Genomic DNA, 18,359 nt, shown 5'->3' on the forward strand with positions numbered 1-18,359 from the left:
CAGAGGTGACGCTGCGCCGGGGGAGGAGACGACATGGTTCGCACCAAGGGGGCCGGCAACGGCACCGTCGAGCGCATCCAGGATCTGATCCTGGCCGAGGGGCTGGTGCCGGGAGACCCGATGCCCACGGAGACCGCGCTGTGCGAACGGCTCGAGATCTCGCGCTCCTCGGTGCGCGAGGCCATGCGCACCCTCGCGTCGCTGGACATCGTGGAGGTGCGCCACGGGCACGGGACCTTCGTGGGCCAGCTGTCCCTCGCGCCGCTGGTCGACGGGCTGCTGTTCCGTGCCCGGCTCGATGACGGCAACGACCTGCGGGCACTGCGCGAAGTGGTCGAGCTGCGCATCGCGCTGGATCTCTCGGTGGCCGATCAGCTCGTGGAGATCTACCGCGGCTCCGTGAACCCCGAGCTCGAGAGCCACGTGGCCGAGATGCGAGAGCTCGCCGGGCGCCGCCAGCCGTTCCCGGAGGCCGACGCGGCGTTCCACAACGCCCTGTTCTCGCGCCTGCCCAACAGCCTGCTGCGCCAGCTCGCCCAGGCCTTCTGGGAGATCCATACGACGGCGGTGCCGATGCTGAACATCGCCCAGGCGGACGACATCCTGGTCACCGTCGATGCGCACCAGGCCATGCTCACCGCCCTCGAGGCCGGCGACGCGGACGCATATCGCGAGGCGGTGGTCGAGCACTATCGACCGCTGGGACGCACGCTGGACGCCGCCGGTCGCGCCGAGACCGGTGCCGTCAGGGCCTGATCCCCGGACCGGAGCCTCCTGGCCCGCTCCGCGCGGGCGAGGTCCAGGACGATGCGGCCACCGATGACCGCGCGCTCGGAGGGATACCGTGGTGGCATGAACGATGCGGATGAGACCGGCCGACTTGCTGCACTGGACATCTTCCTGCCCTCGCCGCCACCCGATGTCCAGCAGCAGGAGTCCTTCCTCGACGAGGCCGCTGCGCTCGCCGTGGCCGGCCACCCCATCACCGTCTACCTGCAGGACGAGGATGCCTGGGCCTTCGAGCAGTGCGAGCCGGTGCGAGCTCTGCTCGACTCCGCCGGGGAGGGCGCCCTCCCGGTGACCCTGCTGGGCCTGGACATCGTGGTCACGGCCGTCTATCCGACCACGGAGCAGATGCAGCGCTTCGCCGAGGCGGGCAACGAGGCTCGTGCGCCCCGCTCGGCGGCCGCCGCGGCCTGCGGGCCGGGCGGAGCCCCGATGCCGCGAGAGGCGGGCGGCTTCGCGGCCCAGCTCATGGGCGCCGCCCCCGCTCCGGCGCGCCCTGAAGGGGGCCCGGACATCGGGTCGCGACGGAACCTCATGGGTAGGGACGTCGGAGACGGTCTTCCGAGGGCGACCGGCTCGGAGACGACGTCCGACTGCTCCTGCGGGGCCTGATCCGGCGGGGCGTCGCGCGTCCTCAGCTGCTCGTCACTGCGCGTCGGTCATCACTGCTCGACGCACGCTCTCGCGGAGCAGCGCTCGGCGGGAGTCATGGACTTCGACCGGTTCCTCCGAGGTCGCGGCATAGACATTGCTGACCGGCGACCAGGCCATGGACATGCCGATGACCAGTGCCATGATGTCGAACGGCTCGCCGGCGCGCACCAGCCCCGCCCCCTGGGCGTCGGCGATGAAGCGCAGTTTCCGATCATCCAGCCTGTCCGGCTCGTCCACGAGGTGCCCTGCGGGGCGGCGTTCGAGGCGAGCCCATGTGGCCAGGCGGATGAGCGACGGGTGTTCCAGGTACTCGTCGTACAGGCGCACCGCCCAGTCCGGGAGGTCCGAGGAGTCGATCGGCACGACGTCCACGATCCGCTCCAGGGAGGCCCCGAAGATCGCATCGAACAGGCCCTCCTTGTTCCCGAAGTAGTCGTAGAGCTGTGCCTTGTTGGTGCGGGCGGCCGCCACGATGCGCTCCACCCGCGCCCCGGCGATGCCGTGCTGGGCGAACTCCTCCGTCGCGGCGTCGATGATGCGCTGCCGGGTCGCCGCGCCCCGCGCGGTCAGCTCCTTCTTCGTCATGGCCCCACTGTATTCAACAGAACGGTTTGTTTGCCGTGGTGGGTGAAGAGGCGCATACTGAACCAGACCGAACAGTCTGTTGTAAGGAGCGATGATGCGAAGCACTCATGCATGGGCGGCGTACGGATCGACGGTGGCGCCCTCCACCACGCTGCACAGGACCCTGGTCGAACGTCGTGACCTGCGGGCCGACGACATCGCAGTGCGCGTCGACTACTGCGGTGTCTGTCATAGCGACCTCCATGCGCTCCACGAGCACGGGGCGGGCGGCGGTGACGGCTCCGAGGGGCCGCTGGTGCCGGGGCACGAGTTCACCGGCGTCGTGACGGAGATCGGTCCCGAGGTGCGCAGGTTCCGGGTCGGGGATGCCGTCGCGGTCGGCAACATCGTCGACGCGTGCCTGGTCTGCGACATGTGCACCGCGGGCCAGGAGAACTTCTGCCGGGAGTTCCCCACGCTCACCTACGGGGGAGTGGATCGCCGCGACGGGACGCCGACCCTCGGTGCCTTCGCGCGCGAGTACGTCGTGCGCGAGGACTTCGCCCATCGTCTGCCGGAGGGGCTGGACCCGGCGGCCGCCGCCCCGCTGCTGTGCGCGGGGATCACCGTGTGGGAACCGCTGCGGGCGCTCGCTGTCGGGCCCGGAACGCGCGTCGCCGTGGTGGGTCTGGGCGGGCTGGGGCACCTCGCCGTGAAGCTGGCCGTGGCGCTCGGCGCCGAGACCACCGTCATCAGCCGCTCCGCGGGCAAGTCCGAGGACGCGCGGCGGCTCGGAGCCGCAGATCTCCTGGTCTCCGGTGACCCGCGGGCCATGGCCTCGTCGCAGGGACGGTTCGACGTCATCCTCGACACCGTGGCCGTCGCCCACGACCTCGCACCGTTCCTCGACCTGCTCGCACTCGACGGCGCCCTGGCGCAGCTCGGGCACCTCGGCCCCGTCACCATCGAGACCACGGACCTGCTGATGGGTCGCAAGAAGTTCACGTCGGGCGGCAGCGGGGGAATGGAGCAGACCGCGCAGCTCCTCGAATTCTGCGCGCACCACGACGTGGTCGCCGACGTCGAGGTGCTGCCGTCCGCGCAGGTCGAGGTGGCACTGGAGCGGCTCGCCCGTGGCGATGTCCGCTACCGGTTCGTGCTGGACCTGTCGGATCTCGACGGCCCGGGCTGAGCACTCGGGTGTCGCCGCCGCTCAGGTGAGCGAGCAGGCCACGCCGTTGAATCCGTGGTTGCAGTAGCCGTTCGGAACCTTCGCGAGGTACTGCTGGTGCTCGGCCTCGGCCGTGTAGTAGATGCCGTTCCCGGCCTTGGCCAGCGGCGTCAGCTCGGTGGTGATGCTGCCGCGGCCGGCCTCGTCGAGCGCGCGCTGGTAGCGGTGGGCGGAGTCGCGCACCACCTCGCCCTGGGCCTCGGACGTCCAGTACACGGCGCTGCGGTACTCGGTGCCCACGTCATTGCCCTGGCGGTTCGCGGTGGTGGGATCGTGCTGCTCCCAGAACGAGGTGAGCAGGGCGCGCAGCGTCTCGTGGCCACCGGTGTAGATGACCCGCACGGCCTCGGCGTGCCCGGTCTTCGCGGAGAAGACCTCTTCGTAGGTGGGGTGCGGCGTATATCCGCCAGCGTACCCGGAGGAGGTGGTGTGCACCCCCGGGGTCTGCCAGGCGATGCGCTCGATCCCCCAGAAGCAGCCGCCGGCCAGGATGATCTCCTCGGCTTCGACCGGCCACGGGCGCGGCTCGACCGGGGAGTCAGGGCCGAGCATGTCGGTGCCCAGCACGAGGTGCTCGCGCGCGAGGGGGTAGGGGTACTGGTCCCGGCCTGGGAGGGCGGCCTCCGGCGTGACCATGTCCTTCTTGTGCCCGTACAGGAGATCCATCATCTGCCACATGGGGATCACGCTAGTCCTGCGTGCGCTGCCGGGGCAGTGGCCAGGGAGGCTTCTCACGCGCCGCTCGGGTGGGGAATAGGCGCGAGTCGCCGCATGGGCCCGACGGAGCGGTGTGGACACGGCCGGGTTATCCACAACCGGAGGCGACCCGCAGCGGGGGAGGCGGGATGCCGCTAGTGTCACGGTGATCCATTGCACAGCTGGAAGGTTCCCGCATGTCCCGACGACTGCTCGCCGCCGTGGCCGCCGCCGCTCTCACGTGCGGGATCTCCGCCTGCACCGAAGGGCAGGAGAGCGCCCGGACCGATCCGCCGGCCGATGTCGTCGCCGACGCCCCGAGCGACGGCGGCGGCGAGTCGCCGGTCAGTGATGGCGGCGGGGACACCGAGGGAGCCGACGCCGCTGACGGCTCGACGAGCGCCGCGGCCGACCTCCCAGCTCCCGATCCTGCTGACTTCCCGGGCATGGACGAAAACACACCTGAGGGTGCTGAGCAGGCAGTGCGATTCTTCTTTGCGAATGTTTATTGGGGGTACCAGGTGGGCGACCCATCCGGGATCTCAAATAGGTATTCGGAAAAATGTGAGGCATGCGTTGAGTTTGAAGATCGTCTGAGCGCTATTCCTGGTGACGGTGCGTGGGGGGAAGTCGAAGTGAAGGAAGTCGGCGTAATCCATGAAGGGTCAGCCAACTTTGATATCGAAGTAGGTTACATGTATAAAGTTGGCAAGCATGCTGAGCCGAGCGTCGATGGCGGTACTTTTGTTAGCGTCGAAGAGGCGGGTTATACCGCCGCCGTTGGGCTCGACTGGGAGGGCGATAATTGGATTATCGGGGGTATGACTTTTGGGCGTTCACACAGCGATGGGTGACGTAAGGGTTGCCGGCCCACTGTCCTCACGAGTGGCGGCCGTGCTCGTCTTAGTGTTTTTGTTGGCGCTCTCGTTTCAAGTGTCAGCGAATTCCGATGGTGTTGACGGTGTCACATATTTCGACGGAGGTGTCGGGGTTGCGCCGTCGGTTAAGGATGACGGCGTGAGGCTGGATATTAGCTCAATTGAAGAGCAAATTGAGGGCGGTAATGGTGGGTCGTCGCAATCTACTTCTAAGGTAAAGAATGACGATTCTGGCGGCAGTAGTAATGCTGCTCCCCAAGTGATTTCACGCGAGCTGGGCGTGAACAGCGAGTACGACTGTCTCGATCTGTACCCGGGTGCTGACGCTGGCGGGGATGCCACCGGCTGTTCGGGAACGACTAACGCGTGTGCGGCTGCCAACCTCCTCAATATCCTGTCGGGCGAGGGTGAGGGATACGTCAGTACGGAGACCGTCAGGGTCAGTGCCGATCAGTCCAGTGAGGAGCTGCTCGGGTTCGACTGCAGGGCGCGCGGAGGCGCCCCGGAAGCGGGTGGAGGGGAAGCTGCTGAACCAGTGGTGATCACGGTGTCGTTGAGCGACTTTCAGGCGATGCCGGTGGAACCGCTGGTGGCCAGTGCTGGGCCGGAGGACGGCTGGCTGCCGGTGCACATGGTCAATGTGCTCCATACCGACGACGAGATGCAGTCACTGGCGACCGAGGTGCTCGGGGTGCCGGTGGAAGTGCGAGCGGTTCCTGTCTCGTTCCACTGGGACCTCGGGGACGGCAGCACGATCACGACGTCAACGGCGGGCGCCCCGTATCCGTCGGAGGAGATCACGGCGGAGTACGCGTTCGAAGGGTGGTACGACGTCACCCTGACCACGACGTTCAGCGGGCAGTTCTCCGTGGCGGGAGGTGAGTGGCAGGACATCGACGGCACGATCGAGGTGGCGTCGGATCCGGTCCCGATCTACTCGAAATCGCTCGAATCCCGGCTCGTGGACGGCGCGGTGCCGGTGGACGAGGAGGGCGACCCGTGGGTGCCCGAGCGCACCGCGGAGACCGAGGGCCCGCAGGACCCCGACGCCACGCATCGCGAGATCTGAGGCCGCTGCGCAGGGGAAACAGTGGGCCATGGAGGGGGACTGACCGCAGCCGCCGGTGCTCGAATGCAGCTCCGCCCCCGACCGGCCAGGGCGGGCGTCATCGAGTACGGGGCAGCACCAGCAGGAACAGTGAGATCACGGCGGCGATGCCCACGACGAGCATCCACGGCCCGAGTCGTATCCCGGACAGCGCCATCACCACGAGAGCCGCGATCAGGCTGAGGGCGAGCACCGGGAGCATCGCGCGCAGGGCGAGACGCCAGGCGGAGCCCTCGAACACCCCGTGCGCCGGAATGGTGGCGGCGAGCGCGAAGGCCGCGTGCGAGACCAGCATGGCTGCCCCGACCCCGAGAGCCTGCAGTGCTGAGACCTCGGACTGACTCAGCAGGGCGAGAATGATGAGCAGCGGGCTCGCCACGCCGATATCGGTATCCGGGCGGAACACCTGGATGAGCAGTGCGCACAGAGCGAGAGTCGAGACCAATCCGGCGAGGAAGTTCGCGAACATTCCCGTCGGCAGTGCGCCGAACAGGGCGAGGACCATCGCGGCGACACCGATCAGTCGGAGGATCCACTGAGTGCGGCTCACCTTCTGCAGGTCCAGGAGAAGGTTCGCGATCGGATCCACGAGAGCTGACAGACGCATCAGGACCTCCTCATCCGCGGGGCGGAACGAGCAACGGACAGCGACTGCAGCACGGGCGCGAGCGAGGAGGGGCCCTCCCATGCGGTCACCGGCACCCCGGCCTCGCGCAGCTCCCGCACCGTGGTTCTGCGCAGGAGGCGGCGGGTCGCCCAGGCCTCGGGCCAGAAGCGGTCCGAGATTCGTCCGTCGCGGCGCAGGGGCTTCCCCTGCAGCACGGAGACGTCGCCGATGCTGGGAGGCAGCGTGTCCACCACGATCACGTCGGCCCCGTGCGCCACCATCTCGCCGATCTGGGTGATCACCTCAGGGTGCAGCAGCGGGCTGCACACCACGGTGAGGGTGCCCGGGCGCACCCCACGCAGGCGCCGCATGGGGCGGGTCTGCTGGTCATCCCTGCTGGCGCGGGCCAGGGCGTCGGTGAGCACACGCAGCTGGCGCGGCCCGGTGCCGGCGCGGACGGGCCCGATGAGATGCCCGATGTCGAACACCGAGACCCGGTCCCCGGCCGTGAGGTAGTGGCGAGCCACCGCAGAGGTCGCGCGGATCGTCATGTCCAAGCTGGTGGGGGCATCGTCATCGGCCCAGGGCGCGGGGGCGACGTCCGAGATGGTGTCGGTGACGATCAGGACCTCGGTGTCCTGCTCCGTGAACGTCGCATTCGTGTGGAGCTCACCGGTGCGCTGGGAGACTCGCCAGTTGATCCGGTGGAGTCGATCGCCGGGACGGAACGCACGCACCTCGGACAGCGCGGTGCCGTCGCCGCGGCGCCGCGAGAGATGCACTCCGCTCACGCCGATCGGCGTGGGAACCTCGATCGGGGCATCGAGCACCGTGGAGGACGGCACCACTCGCACGTCCAACGGGGGCAGCTGCTCCTGGGCGCGGAAGGCGCCGAGGGGGTCCGTGACGAGCACGTGCACCGGTCCCACGTGCACCCGCCCCCACCGCTGCGCGCTCAGCCGCAGCCGCACCGAGGCGTCCCCGGCGGCCGCGCCGTAGCGCGGTGCGAAATCGGCATGCGGCGCGAGCGGGACGGTGGCCGCAAGGAGCGTGTCGGGCGCGGAGGTGACCGTCACCGAGGTGGATGCGCCCTCCTCGATGGTGCGTCTGCCTGCGTGGATCCAGGGCAGGGGGATGCCGAGCTCCTCGCCGCGCCTCACACGGCGAGCAACAGCCACCAGTGCCCAGGCCAGCAGGGGGAGTCCCGCCAGGATCAGCACGGGCTTCCCGGCGAGCACGGCGAGGGTGATCGCTGCGCAGCCCACCACGGCAGCGCGGAGGAGCGCCGCGGTCGGTCGCGTCCGGACCAGCGGTCGCTCGGCAGCAGGCTCCGCCGTCGCGGGAGTGGCTGTCACGCCGGATGACCCGCCGTCGCCTGCCCGGCGGGCTCCGCCGCGGCGGGCACCGCCACCTGCCCCAGCACCGACTCCACGACGCCGGCGCCGGTCGCATTCTGCAGCCACAGCTCGGGCTTCACCGTGACCCGGTGGTCGAGCGCCGGATGGGCGAGCGCCTTGACGTCCTCGGGCACCACATAGCTGCGGCCCCGGATCACCGCGAGCGCGCGGGCACAGGTGATCAGCGCGAGGGTGCCGCGCGGCGAGGCGCCGACGAGGGAATGCTGGTGCTCTCGAGTGGCGGCGACCAGCTCCACGGCGTAATGGCCCACGGAGTCCTCGACGTGCACGTCCTCGACCGCGGACTGCACGGCCAGCAGACCTTCGGCGTCGAGGACCTCGGGCACGACCTGCTCCTCACGACGACGGTCGATGCGTCGCGCGACCACATCCCACTCCTGCTCGGCGGTGGGGTAGCCGAAGGACAGCCGCAGCAGGAAGCGGTCCAGCTGCGCCTCGGGCAACGGGTAGGTGCCCTCGTGCTCGACGGGGTTGGCGGTGGCGAGCACGTGGAAGGGCTGGGGGAGCTTGCGCGTGGTGCCCTCGACGGAGACCTGCCGCTCCTGCATCGCCTCGAGCAGGGCGGACTGCGTCTTGGGCGGCGTGCGGTTGATCTCGTCGGCGAGCAGCAGACCGGTGAAGACGGGCCCGGGACGGAAGACGAACTCGCCGGTGCGCTGGTCGAAGACCTCGGCGCCGGTGAGGTCCGCGGGGAGCAGGTCGGGGGTGAACTGCGCGCGGGTGAAGGGGAGCCCGAGGGCCTGTGCGAAGGAGCGCGCCGCGAGGGTCTTCCCGAGCCCGGGCAGGTCCTCGAGCAGCACATGACCGCCGGCGAGGATGCCGGTGAGGACCATCTCGAGGGAGCTGCGCTTTCCGACCACGGCAGTCTCGACGGCGTCGAGGACCGCCGCGGTGAGGGCGGTCGCCTCGCTCAGGGGAATGGGGCTGGGATGGTTCATCGGTCCCTCTCCTCGCCGGTGGCGAGCTCTCGTAGATAGCGGTGCAGAGTGCGGCGGTCGATCGGGCCGACGGGATGGTTCTCCGCATCGGGGTGGCGGGCCTCTGCGATGAGGTGGCGCAGTCCGTCGCTGAGCGGCGCTGCCGCGGGGTCCGTCGCACGTTCGTCGGCGATGTCCCCCAGGGTGCGGGCGAGCCCCCGGGAGGTCATCCGGCGGGAGGGCTGCGCGCCGTGGATCAGGTCCTCGAGCCGGCGCACGCGCATGTCCCGCGCGTGGGGGAGGGCGTAATCGGCATCGAGATCGACCCGGGGGGCGTCGACGTCGTCGGCTCGCGGCGGCGCGTCATGCAGCGCCCACCATGCGGCGCCGATCACCAGGCCTGCAGCGATCGGTCCCGGCAGGGGGATGAGCAGGTCGAACACTGCGCACACGCCCACTCCGGTGAGCGCCATGGCGACGCCTGCGCCGAGGCGCCACAGCAGCGGGAGCAGCTCGTTCCTCAGGTCGTCGCTCATCGGGGTCCTCCGGCCGATTCGCGGTCCAGGCCCGTCGTGAGGTGATCCAGGAGGTCCAGCGCCTCGTCACGGTCCGGCTCGCCGAGCGGCTCGGGGTCGAAGAGCGCCCTGCGGTACAGGTGGGCGAGCCGGTCCAGGGAGCCACGATCCAGGTCGAGGGTGCCGAGCACCTCGACGACGAACTCGAGCGTGGTGCGCGAGGGGTGGCGCGTCACCCCGGCCTCGGCGATGGCGCGCTCCAGGGCGAGCCAGGCGGCGATCACCGCGTCGTGCGCGTTGACCACCGTGGACAGATGCGAGCGGGCGTCGTCCAGGGCTGCGCGTGCCTGCTGCGCCGTGAGCTCCTCCTCGGCGGGCTCCGCAGCGAGCGGCGGGGCGGGTCGCGCGAGTCGGCGCATGCGGATCACCAGCCAGAGCGCGAGGCCCGCCAGCGCCGTCCCGGTGACGATCAGCAGGATCAGCGGCAGGTGACCGGACCCTCCGGAGCGAGGCTCCGGAGGCTGCTGCAGATCGGTGGGCAGCTCGAAGTCCGGCTGGGACGGGGGCGGCTCCGCCTCCTCCTCGCCCATCTCCAGGGTGCTGCCCACGAAGGTGGCACCGGGACCCCGGTCAGCGGCCGCTCCGAGAGTGGCGAGCCCGATCGCGCCGAGGGCGACCAGGAGCAGCACGACAGCCACCCATCGACGCTGCGCATGCACAGCGTCGTCGCCGGGTGGTGCTGCCGAGGTCGCCGCGGGGGTCTCCGAGATGGTCAGGAGCCCCCTCGGGTCGACGGCGCGGGCGCGCCGTGGGGCGAGGCGATGATGATCGACTGCTCGCCGGCGATGCGGGTGAGCACGAGCGTGGCGGACTCGTCGCCGAAGCGGCGCGGGCGCAACTTGCGCCGCAGCTCCTCGGGCTCCACCGCCGTGCCGCGCTTCTTGATCTCGAGCACGCCGAGGCGGTGCTCGCGGAGATAGGAGGAGAGACGCTTGAGCCCGAAGGGCATCACGTCCCGCACCGAGTAGCCGCGGGCGAAAGGCGTGTCCACGCGTCGATCGCCGGTGAGGTAGGCGATGGTCTCATCGAGCGTGTGCGCCTCCAGGTCCTCGGCGAGGCGGCCGATCAGACCTGCGCGGATGATCGCCCCGTCGGGCTCGTACAGATGGTCGCCGACGGGGCCGGCCGACGGATCGGCGACGGCGTCGAACCCGCGATCCAGACGGTGGGCGCCGGAACGATCGATGAGCACTGCCGAGGAGTGCACGCCCTCCCTGGCCAGCGGACCGAACCACGCAGTGGCCTCGAGCACCTGCCCGTGGAAGGACGTCCACTGGGTCTCGATGCCTGCCGGGAGCGCGGCACGGTCGATGCCGGGACCGAGCTTCGCACCGAGGGGGCCGGGGTCGCCGTCCTGGCCGAGCCGACGTGAGAGCTCGAGCACGGCGGACAGCGGCGGCTCGTACTCCTCGGGGTCGTGCAGACGGCGGGTCCTGCCGCGGGAGGGGGCGCGGCGCGCCGGGTCCAGCCAGATGCCCTCGGCCGCTGCGGGATCGTGGTCCTCGGCCCGGCCGAGATGCACCGTGGTGCTGGGGAAGGGGCGCAGGTTCACGGTGGCGACGGCGACCGCCAGCGGATCGCGGTCCACGGCTTGGACCTCCATGCCCAGACCGGCCAGGGCCATCGCGTCCCCGCCGATGCCGCAGCCGAGGTCGGCGACCGAGGCGACGCCCGCCCGCTGGAAGCGCTCGGCGTGCATCGCGGCGATCGGCAGCCGGGTGGCCTGCTCGAGGCCGTGCGGGGTGAAGAGCATCGAGCAGGCGAACTCCCCGAACTTGTCGGCCGCCCTGGCCCGCAGTCGGGCCTGGGTCATCACGGCGGAGACCGTCTCGGGAGGATGGCCCTCCGCGCGCAGCCGGGCCCCGAGGGTCAGTGCCTCCTGCTCGCGGTAGGGCGGGAGCGAGTTCAGCAGCGCCCACCCTGCGGGCTGGAGGACGGGCTCGAGCTCGCGCACAGCCGCGTCGGAGACGTCGGGGGAGGGGGAAGCCATGCGGGACAGGCTACCCGTTGGACATGTGTCCTGAGTCTCAGGACTGTGCGGCGAGCACCAGCTTGCCGCGGGTGTGTCCGTCCTCGAGCAGCGAATGTGCTCGGGCGATCTCGTCCAGCGGCAGCACCTGGGAGACCTCCAGGAGATAGCGGCCGGCACGGATTCCCTGCACCAGGCGGTCGAGCCGGTCGCGACCGGGCTTGATGCGAGGCACTGTCGCCTCGACACCGCGCTCGTGGGCCGGGGTGAGATCCGCGAGGGTGGGCAGGGTGACCACGAGTCCGCCTTCGGTGACGTGGTCGAGGCTGGGCACGAACGTCGAGTGGTAGTGGGTGTCGAGCACGACGTCGACCCCGCGACCGTCGGTGAGACGGTGGATCTCCTCCTGCCAGTTCCCGGTGTCGTACGGGATCGGCACGGCGCCCAGCTCGCGGATGCGCTCCGCATTGTCCGCGCGGCCGGTCGCCCACACCTGGGAGGCTCCGGCCTCGATCGCCATGGGGATCAGCAGCTGGCCCACGCCGCCGCTGCCACCGTGCACGAGCACGGTCTGGCCAGGGGCGATGGCCGCGGAGTCGTCGATGACCGCGATCGCCGTGAGGCCGGCGAGCGCCAGGCCCGCCCAGCGGGGGAGGTCCTCGTCCGAGATCTCACCGGGGATCGGGGCGAGATCGTCCGCGCCGATCGCGATGACCTCCGCCGCCACGCCGCGCGGGTCGCCCGGGGCCCGCATGCCGAACACGCGGGTGCCGACGCTCAGCCCGCGGGAGCCCAGCTCCGCCTCGTCCAGGCCCGCGCCGGCGCCGATCACGGTGCCTGCCATCTCGCGTCCGGTGCCCGCGGGGAGCTGCAGGTCGCGGGACATTCCCGAGGAGCCGTCGCGGATCTTGTAGTCCAGCGGGTTCAGCCCCACGAAGGCCACTTCCACGAGCACCTCGTCGGGCCCCGGCTCCGGCATCGGAGCATCGGGGATCAGGGACAGGACCTCGGGGCCGCCGAAGCGGTCGAATCGGATCTCTCGCATGCCTCCATCATGCACCCCGGAGCCGTCACTTCGGGAGGCGGGCACTTCGGCGGTGAGCGATCATGGTGGTGACCCCTCTCGCACGCAGGAGCACCATGAACGCAGCATCCAGGGATCCCTGGCAGTGGCGCGACCTCGTGCGCCGGGAGATCGACCTGCCCCGAACAGTTCTCGAGCTGCCCGTGGACGACGCCGTCGGCCGAGTCGTGGGCGCTGAGGTCGCGAGCCCGGAAGATCTCCCGTCGACACCGATCGCCGCGATGGACGGCTTCGCCGTGCGCCGCGCGGACCTCGCTGCAGGCTCCGTCACCCTGCCGGTGAGCTCGGAGATACCGGCGCGGCCGGGCGCGATCGGAGAGCTGGCCCGCGGCACCGCGGCGCGCATCATGACCGGCGCCCCGGTCCCCGGCGGGGCGGACGTGGTCGTCGAGGTCGAGGCCACCGACGCTGACCCCTTCGGCCCCTCCCCGCGCACCGTGACCCTGTCCCTCCAGGAGGTGCCCGCAGCCCGCCGGCACATCCGCGGGGTGGGGGAGGAGGTCTCCTCCGGCGAGGTGCTCGCGCGCCCCGGCGATCGGGTGGGAGCGGGCCTGGTGGGACTGCTCCGTGCGCTCGGAGTGGAGACGCTCCCGGTCGAGCGCGCGCTGGCGGTGGGGATCGTCGTCACGGGGGACGAGCTCGTCGGCACTGCGGGCCGCGCCGAGGTCGGCGCGGTGCGGGAATCGAACGGGGAGATGCTCGGGGCGGCGCTGAGGGCCGACGGCATCGAGGCCCGCGCAGTCCACAGCACGGACACCCATGCGGACCTGACCGCGGCGCTCGAGGAGGCCGCCGCGCACAGCGATCTCGTGCTGACCACCGGCGGCATCGGTCATGGGGCTTATGACGTCGTGAAGACCCTGCTCGGGGAGCGCGGCAGCGGAGGCTCACGCTTCGAGCACCTCCGCCTGCGTCCCGGTGGGCCTCAGGGCTTCGGGCACCTCGCGGACGGCACCGCGGTGATCCATCTTCCGGGCACCCCGGTGGGTGCCCTCGTCGGGCACCACCTGTTCGTGCGTCCCCTGCTGGTGGGCGAGCGCGCCGCGCCGCGTCGCGTGCTCCGCGGCGCGGCGGACCCGCTGCCCAGGCCGCGCCGGGCCGGCGTCCTGCATGCGCTGCCGGGTCGTCTGCGGCACGATTCCCACGGTCGGGAGTGCGTGGACCTGCTGCCCGGTCGGCGGCTCGCGCCGTACGGACGGGCCGACGCGATCGTGCTGCTGGGAGGGGCCGACGGGGCGGGATCGCCGGAGGCGGCGGGCACCGTCCCGGAGGAGACGGTGCTGATCCTGCCGCTGTGACGGCCTGGCGTCGCAGGGCGTTCAGCGCCGGTGCTCGACCTCGCCGTCCAGCTGCCGGGCCTTCGCGTCCGTGAGGCGCCGCGCCTGCTCCCGTCGCGCATGGCGACGGGTCATGAACGTCCTCGTCCACGAGGCGACGAGAAGGATCCCGGTGCCAAGGGCGAGACCGAGCGCGAGGGCCGCGATCCACGGGCTGTAGAACCATCCTGCGATCGGGACCAGGAGCAGGGCGACCAGGCCGATCGGCCAGGGCCCGACCCCTCGGTGGCTCAGCAGATCGGAGCCGGCGATCGCCGCGAGGAGGCCGAGCGCGAGCACGAGCAGGTGCAGGAAGGTCACGATTCGAGCATAACTCCGTGATCGCCAGGTACCAGTCGGTCAGTCTGGGGCAGGGTGGCACCTGCTCGGGCGTTACAGTGTGCTCAAGCTGCCAGGGAGACCTGGGGCACACCCGGAGCTGGAGCGTCGGGACGCACCGGATCACGCGGGTGTGACCGATGGCGGACGCCGCCCAGCCCATTCGGCCCGCGTCCGGCGGCGAGGCACACCTCGTGCGAACGCCTCGAAGACGTACGGAAGGAAAGCTCTCGGATGATCGACCGCATGCTGAGGAGACAGAGTGTTTAGGTTCGTCTCCCTACGAGTGCTCACCTACGTGATCCTGGCCTTCGTCGCCACGAGCTTCGCGTACCTGCTGTCCGCATGGATGATGCATCCGGAGGAAGTGCTCTACCCGCCCATCGCGACGGAGCCCGTCCCTCCCGCCACCGCCCAGATGTACCTGGACGTGCGCAACGTCAACCCGGACACCCCGATCTTCGAGCGCTACGCGAACTGGCTGGGCGGTCTGATCCGCGGCGACTTCGGCGTGACCACGGGCACCAACAAGTCGATGGTCCCGGTGATCGACGAGCTCGCCACACGGATCCCGATCAGCCTCCGCCTCGTGGTGATCGGCACCGCGATCGGCACCTTCCTGGGCATCCTGTTCGGCATGATCGCGGCGGTGCGCCGCGACTCCCTCGGGGATCGTCTCTCGACGCTCCTGGCCTTCTTCATCCTGTCGCTGCCCACCCCGGTCATCATCCTCATCGTGCAGCAGACGAACCAGACGATCATGGATGCGACGGGCTGGGGCCTGCCGGCCATCAACCCGATCAATCCACTCCTGGAAGCGGGCTCGTGGGCCTCGATCAGCTACCAGATCAAGGCGCTGATCATGCCCACGATCGTGCTCGCCGTGACCGCCGCCGCCTCGTACTCGCGGTACATGAAGGTGACCACGCTGGACGTGCTGGGCAGCGACTACCTGCGCACCGCGCGCGCCAAGGGCCTCACCCGCGGGAAGGCGATGAACCGTCATGGGCTGCGGATGGCGCTCATCCCGATGGGGCAGTACTTCGCCTTCGCCGTCGGCGGCGCCTTCTCCGGCTCCCTGTTCGTGGAGCTGATGTTCAACTGGCAGGGCATCGGGCGCTTCGTGATCTCCGCGATCGGCATGGCCGACGTCAACGGCACGGCCGGCGTGGTCTTCTACACCGCTGTGCTGACCCTGCTCTCCGCGACCTTCGCAGACATCCTGCAGGGCGCGCTCGACCCGAGGATCCGGTGAGACGATGACGAATCCCCACGACATCCGCGGGACCGACGACGCCGCCAAGCTGCGAGCGAGCACGGACCCCGAAGAGAACCCGATGATCGGGAGCACGGCAGATCTCACGACCGCCGTCGACACCGCGCTGCCGGACGACGCCGCCCCGGCCATCGAATCGCTCGGCCGTGGCGAACTGCTGCGCCGACGGTTCCTCCGCAACCGCAATGCCTGGGTCGGCATGATCGTGTTCGTCGTGCTGATCGTGATGGCGATCGTGGGCCCGATCGTCTACCAGTACGAGCCGTTCGAACGTGATCTGCGCAATGCCCTGACCGGGCCCAGCGCCTACCACTGGTTCGGCGTGAACGAGAACGGCCTGGATATCTTCGCCCGCACCATGCAGGGCCTGCGCATCTCGCTCGTCATCGGCATCGGTACCGCACTGCTGACCGCCTTCCTCGCCCTCGTGGTGGGGATCGTGGCCGGCTACGTCAGCCACAAGGGGAAGTGGGGTGCCCTCGCCGACGGCGCCCTCGTGAATCTGATCAACCTGTTCCTCGTGGTCCCCTCGATCCTGCTGCTGATGCTGTTCAGCCCGGCGCTGCAGCGCGCCAGCTGGCTGTGGATGATCCCTCTGCTGGCGCTGTTCGCCTGGATGCTCACCGCTCGTGTGCTCCGTGCGATGACCCAGCAGCTGGTGCGCACCGAGTACGTCGAGGCGGCCCGGTTCATGGGTGTGCACCCGATCATCACGATGACGCGGCACATCATCCCGAACGTGGCCAGCTGGATCATCATCGACACCACGCTCGGAGTGAGCGCTGCGATCCTCGGCGAGACCGGGCTGTCCTTCATCGGCTTCGGGATCCAGTACCCGCAGGTCTCGCTCGGCACCGTGCTGCAGGACTACAACATCTCCGCGCCGTACACCTGGATCCCGCCGGCCGCGGTCCTCGCCGCTCTGGTCATCTCCATCAACCTGATGGGCGAAGCGCTGCGCGACGCCCTCGATCCGACCAGCGGCTCCAGCCGGCTCTGAGGGGGAAAGAATGTCTGAACCCATCCTGTCCGTGAGGGACCTGAGCGTCACCTTCCCCTCCGAGTACGGAACCGTCCACGCCGTCCAGAACCTCAGCTACGAGGTCCACAAGGGAGAGGCGCTCGCGATCGTCGGCGAGTCCGGCTCCGGCAAGTCCGTGAGCTCGCTCGCGGTGATGGGGCTGCTCCCGCGCACGGCCACCATCACCGGCGGGATCGAGATGATGGGCCAGGATCTCTTCGCGATGGACGACCGGCAGCTCTCGAAGCTGCGCGGCAACACCATCTCCATGGTCTTCCAGGACCCGCTGTCGGCCCTCACCCCGGTGTTCCGGGTGGGCCAGCAGATCGCCGAGGTCGTGCGCATCCACCACCCGGAGACCTCGGCCAAACAGGCCGAGAAGCGTGCGGTCGAGCTGCTCGAGGCCGTCGGCATCCCCGAGCCGATGCGTCGTGCGAACCAGTACCCCCACGAGTACTCCGGCGGCATGCGTCAGCGCGCGATGATCGCCATGGCGATCGCCAACGAGCCCGAGCTGATCATCGCGGACGAGCCCACCACCGCTCTGGACGTGACCATCCAGGCCCAGGTCATGGACCTGCTGAAGTCCGCGCAGGAGATGATCGGCGCCGCGACGGTGCTGATCACCCACGACATGGGCGTCGTCGCCGGCTTCGCGGACAGGGTCCTGGTCATGAAGGACTCCCGGATGGTCGAGCTCGGCGCGGTCGATGACATCTTCTACACCCCGCAGGAGGACTACACCCGCAATCTGCTGGCGGCCGTCCCACGGGTCGACGCGGGCGAATCCGGGAGGTCCCGCAGCGTCGCCGGCGCGGCACTGCAGAAGCTCGCCGAGCCCGGGGACGACGGCCAGGAGATCGCGCCCCGTGAGGAGCGTCCGATCGTCCTCGAGGTCGAGGAGCTCCACAAGGTCTACCCGATCACCAAGGGCGCGATCGTGCGTCGCAAGGTTGGCGAGCAGCGAGCTGTCGATGGGATCTCGTTCGACATCCGTCAGGGCGAATGCCTCGCCCTGGTGGGGGAGTCCGGCTGCGGGAAGACGACCACCCTGATGGAGATCATGCAGCTGCGCACCCCGCAGCAGGGCGTGATCCGCATCGACGGCACGGAGACCGGCTCCTTGAGCCGCAAGGAGCGAGCAGCTCTGCGTTCGGACGTCACCATGGTGTTCCAGGATCCGATGGCCTCCCTGGATCCCCGCATGCCGATCGCCGACATCATCAAGGAGCCGATGCGCGTCCAGGGATACAGCGCCGAGCGGATGAACGAACGGGTGGACTGGCTGCTGAGCATGGTCGGCCTGCTCCCCGAGCACGCCGCCCGCTTCCCCACGGAGTTCTCCGGCGGTCAGCGCCAGCGCGTCGGCGTGGCACGCGCCCTCGCCTGCGATCCGAAGCTCATCATCCTCGATGAGCCCACCTCGGCCCTCGACGTGACGGTCCAGGCCGGGGTGCTCGCGATGCTCGCGGACCTGCGGGCCCGGCTCGGCGTGAGCTTCCTCTTCGTCTCTCACGATCTCTCGGTGGTCCGTCACATCTCCGATCGCATCGCCGTGATGCAGCGGGGCAGGATCGTCGAGCTCGGGGAGACCGAGGACGTCTTCACCGACCCCCAGCACCCCTACAGCCGCGAGCTGCTCTCGGCGGTGCCGATCCCTGATCCCGAGGTCGCGCGCACCCGCCGGCGCGAAGCCATCGACCGCAGTGCCTTCGACGGCGCCGATAAGACCGCGTCGAGCCCGGATCCGACCGCCTGACCTGCGATGACGGGTCCCACGACGGGCGATGCCGACTGGCGTCGTCCGTCGTCCCCGTGCCCGGACCGGTCAGCGTGAAACGTTGTGTTGCGAACCGGTAACAGGGGAGTGCTTCTCCCGTGTCGTAGAACACGTCCGCGCCTAGACTGAGTGCACTGCAG

The 18,359-nt window shown here is 70.0% G+C and carries 19 protein-coding genes; 9 read left to right on the forward strand and 10 right to left on the reverse strand.

Annotated elements, in window-relative coordinates:
- The first annotated feature begins 33 nt into the window (after positions 1–33).
- Positions 34–756 carry a FadR/GntR family transcriptional regulator gene (locus CIK81_RS11830; protein ID WP_096163898.1) on the forward strand — a complete coding sequence of 241 codons (723 nt, stop codon included), beginning with the start codon at positions 34–36 and terminating at the stop codon, positions 754–756.
- Between the two features lie 96 nt (positions 757–852).
- The gene (locus CIK81_RS11835) at positions 853–1,398 is read left to right on the forward strand and encodes an arsenic metallochaperone ArsD family protein (protein WP_114355764.1); all 546 of its coding nucleotides are present in this window, start codon (positions 853–855) and stop codon (positions 1,396–1,398) included.
- A 33-nt stretch (positions 1,399–1,431) separates the two neighbouring features.
- On the opposite strand, the gene CIK81_RS11840 is transcribed toward CIK81_RS11835, so the two are convergent.
- Positions 1,432–2,025, reverse strand: coding sequence for a TetR/AcrR family transcriptional regulator (locus tag CIK81_RS11840; protein ID WP_114355750.1), 594 nt, complete (start codon positions 2,023–2,025; stop codon positions 1,432–1,434).
- Positions 2,026–2,119: 94 nt separating this feature from the next.
- On the opposite strand from CIK81_RS11840, the gene CIK81_RS11845 reads away from it, so the two are divergent.
- A complete protein-coding gene (locus CIK81_RS11845; protein ID WP_114355765.1) occupies positions 2,120–3,196 on the forward strand; it encodes an NAD(P)-dependent alcohol dehydrogenase in 1,077 nt (358 codons plus the stop codon).
- A gap of 21 nt (positions 3,197–3,217) precedes the next feature.
- Here the strand turns inward: CIK81_RS11845 and msrA are convergent, their stop codons facing one another.
- The gene (gene msrA / locus CIK81_RS11850) at positions 3,218–3,913 is read right to left on the reverse strand and encodes a peptide-methionine (S)-S-oxide reductase MsrA (RefSeq protein WP_114355751.1); all 696 of its coding nucleotides are present in this window, start codon (positions 3,911–3,913) and stop codon (positions 3,218–3,220) included.
- A 215-nt stretch (positions 3,914–4,128) separates the two neighbouring features.
- On the opposite strand from msrA, the gene CIK81_RS18030 reads away from it, so the two are divergent.
- Both CIK81_RS18030 and CIK81_RS18575 read left to right on the forward strand, forming a co-directional pair.
- Complete coding sequence (locus tag CIK81_RS18030) at positions 4,129–4,785, forward strand: DUF6318 family protein (protein WP_147272357.1); 657 nt, start codon at positions 4,129–4,131, stop codon at positions 4,783–4,785.
- Between the two features lie 31 nt (positions 4,786–4,816).
- Positions 4,817–5,878, forward strand: coding sequence for a hypothetical protein (locus CIK81_RS18575; RefSeq protein WP_241964139.1), 1,062 nt, complete (start codon positions 4,817–4,819; stop codon positions 5,876–5,878).
- A gap of 97 nt (positions 5,879–5,975) precedes the next feature.
- Here CIK81_RS18575 and CIK81_RS11860 read toward each other — a convergent pair whose 3' ends face one another.
- From CIK81_RS11860 to CIK81_RS11890, 7 genes are all read right to left on the reverse strand, one after another.
- Entirely contained in the window at positions 5,976–6,524 is a 549-nt protein-coding gene (locus CIK81_RS11860) for a hypothetical protein (protein ID WP_114306962.1), read from the reverse strand.
- Positions 6,524–7,879, reverse strand: a complete 1,356-nt coding sequence (locus CIK81_RS11865; RefSeq protein ID WP_096163903.1) for a DUF58 domain-containing protein — start codon at positions 7,877–7,879, stop codon at positions 6,524–6,526. Before CIK81_RS11865 ends, CIK81_RS11860 begins: the two co-directional genes overlap by 1 nt.
- On the reverse strand, positions 7,876–8,880 hold the full coding sequence (locus CIK81_RS11870; protein WP_096163904.1) for a MoxR family ATPase: 1,005 nt from the start codon (positions 8,878–8,880) through the stop codon (positions 7,876–7,878). Before CIK81_RS11870 ends, CIK81_RS11865 begins: the two co-directional genes overlap by 4 nt.
- Positions 8,877–9,395 carry a hypothetical protein gene (locus CIK81_RS11875; protein WP_096163905.1) on the reverse strand — a complete coding sequence of 173 codons (519 nt, stop codon included), beginning with the start codon at positions 9,393–9,395 and terminating at the stop codon, positions 8,877–8,879. Before CIK81_RS11875 ends, CIK81_RS11870 begins: the two co-directional genes overlap by 4 nt.
- Positions 9,392–10,072 carry a DUF4129 domain-containing protein gene (locus CIK81_RS11880; RefSeq protein WP_141393690.1) on the reverse strand — a complete coding sequence of 227 codons (681 nt, stop codon included), beginning with the start codon at positions 10,070–10,072 and terminating at the stop codon, positions 9,392–9,394. The genes CIK81_RS11875 and CIK81_RS11880 overlap by 4 nt, the downstream gene beginning before the upstream one ends.
- 74 nt (positions 10,073–10,146) lie before the next feature.
- Positions 10,147–11,424: a class I SAM-dependent methyltransferase gene (locus CIK81_RS11885; protein ID WP_096196738.1), complete on the reverse strand. Its 1,278-nt coding sequence runs from the start codon at positions 11,422–11,424 to the stop codon at positions 10,147–10,149.
- Between the two features lie 37 nt (positions 11,425–11,461).
- Complete coding sequence (locus tag CIK81_RS11890; RefSeq protein WP_096163908.1) at positions 11,462–12,448, reverse strand: NADP-dependent oxidoreductase; 987 nt, start codon at positions 12,446–12,448, stop codon at positions 11,462–11,464.
- A gap of 95 nt (positions 12,449–12,543) precedes the next feature.
- On the opposite strand from CIK81_RS11890, the gene CIK81_RS11895 reads away from it, so the two are divergent.
- Positions 12,544–13,785 carry a molybdopterin molybdotransferase MoeA gene (locus CIK81_RS11895; RefSeq protein WP_096163909.1) on the forward strand — a complete coding sequence of 414 codons (1,242 nt, stop codon included), beginning with the start codon at positions 12,544–12,546 and terminating at the stop codon, positions 13,783–13,785.
- A 21-nt stretch (positions 13,786–13,806) separates the two neighbouring features.
- On the opposite strand, the gene CIK81_RS11900 is transcribed toward CIK81_RS11895, so the two are convergent.
- Positions 13,807–14,124: a hypothetical protein gene (locus CIK81_RS11900; RefSeq protein ID WP_096163910.1), complete on the reverse strand. Its 318-nt coding sequence runs from the start codon at positions 14,122–14,124 to the stop codon at positions 13,807–13,809.
- 280 nt (positions 14,125–14,404) lie between these two features.
- On the opposite strand from CIK81_RS11900, the gene CIK81_RS11905 reads away from it, so the two are divergent.
- From CIK81_RS11905 to CIK81_RS11915, 3 genes are read left to right on the forward strand one after another with little or no spacing between them, the layout of a single operon-like run.
- Complete coding sequence (locus tag CIK81_RS11905) at positions 14,405–15,397, forward strand: ABC transporter permease (RefSeq protein WP_241964140.1); 993 nt, start codon at positions 14,405–14,407, stop codon at positions 15,395–15,397.
- Positions 15,398–15,401: 4 nt separating this feature from the next.
- On the forward strand, positions 15,402–16,418 hold the full coding sequence (locus CIK81_RS11910; protein ID WP_096163911.1) for an ABC transporter permease: 1,017 nt from the start codon (positions 15,402–15,404) through the stop codon (positions 16,416–16,418).
- A gap of 10 nt (positions 16,419–16,428) precedes the next feature.
- Positions 16,429–18,198, forward strand: a complete 1,770-nt coding sequence (locus tag CIK81_RS11915; RefSeq protein ID WP_096163912.1) for an ABC transporter ATP-binding protein — start codon at positions 16,429–16,431, stop codon at positions 18,196–18,198.
- Positions 18,199–18,359 lie beyond the last annotated feature (161 nt).

Source organism: Brachybacterium sp. JB7 (genome assembly GCF_003335205.1).
Taxonomy (GTDB): Bacteria; Actinomycetota; Actinomycetes; order Actinomycetales; family Dermabacteraceae; genus Brachybacterium; species Brachybacterium alimentarium.

Excerpts from the sequence above, each read along its gene's own strand:
- CIK81_RS11860 (WP_114306962.1), bottom strand. The coding sequence starts at position 6,524 with ATGCGTCTGTCAGCTCTCGTGGATCCGATCGCGAACCTTCTCCTGGAC.
- CIK81_RS11915 (WP_096163912.1), top strand. The coding sequence starts at position 16,429 with ATGTCTGAACCCATCCTGTCCGTGAGGGACCTGAGCGTCACCTTCCCC.
- CIK81_RS11845 (WP_114355765.1), top strand. The coding sequence starts at position 2,120 with ATGCGAAGCACTCATGCATGGGCGGCGTACGGATCGACGGTGGCGCCC.
- CIK81_RS11835 (WP_114355764.1), top strand. The coding sequence starts at position 853 with ATGAACGATGCGGATGAGACCGGCCGACTTGCTGCACTGGACATCTTC.
- CIK81_RS11895 (WP_096163909.1), top strand. The coding sequence starts at position 12,544 with ATGAACGCAGCATCCAGGGATCCCTGGCAGTGGCGCGACCTCGTGCGC.
- CIK81_RS11885 (WP_096196738.1), bottom strand. The coding sequence starts at position 11,424 with ATGGCTTCCCCCTCCCCCGACGTCTCCGACGCGGCTGTGCGCGAGCTC.
- msrA (WP_114355751.1), bottom strand. The coding sequence starts at position 3,913 with ATGTGGCAGATGATGGATCTCCTGTACGGGCACAAGAAGGACATGGTC.
- CIK81_RS11910 (WP_096163911.1), top strand. The coding sequence starts at position 15,402 with ATGACGAATCCCCACGACATCCGCGGGACCGACGACGCCGCCAAGCTG.
- CIK81_RS11875 (WP_096163905.1), bottom strand. The coding sequence starts at position 9,395 with ATGAGCGACGACCTGAGGAACGAGCTGCTCCCGCTGCTGTGGCGCCTC.
- CIK81_RS11830 (WP_096163898.1), top strand. The coding sequence starts at position 34 with ATGGTTCGCACCAAGGGGGCCGGCAACGGCACCGTCGAGCGCATCCAG.
- CIK81_RS18030 (WP_147272357.1), top strand. The coding sequence starts at position 4,129 with ATGTCCCGACGACTGCTCGCCGCCGTGGCCGCCGCCGCTCTCACGTGC.
- CIK81_RS11890 (WP_096163908.1), bottom strand. The coding sequence starts at position 12,448 with ATGCGAGAGATCCGATTCGACCGCTTCGGCGGCCCCGAGGTCCTGTCC.
- CIK81_RS11870 (WP_096163904.1), bottom strand. The coding sequence starts at position 8,880 with ATGAACCATCCCAGCCCCATTCCCCTGAGCGAGGCGACCGCCCTCACC.
- CIK81_RS11840 (WP_114355750.1), bottom strand. The coding sequence starts at position 2,025 with ATGACGAAGAAGGAGCTGACCGCGCGGGGCGCGGCGACCCGGCAGCGC.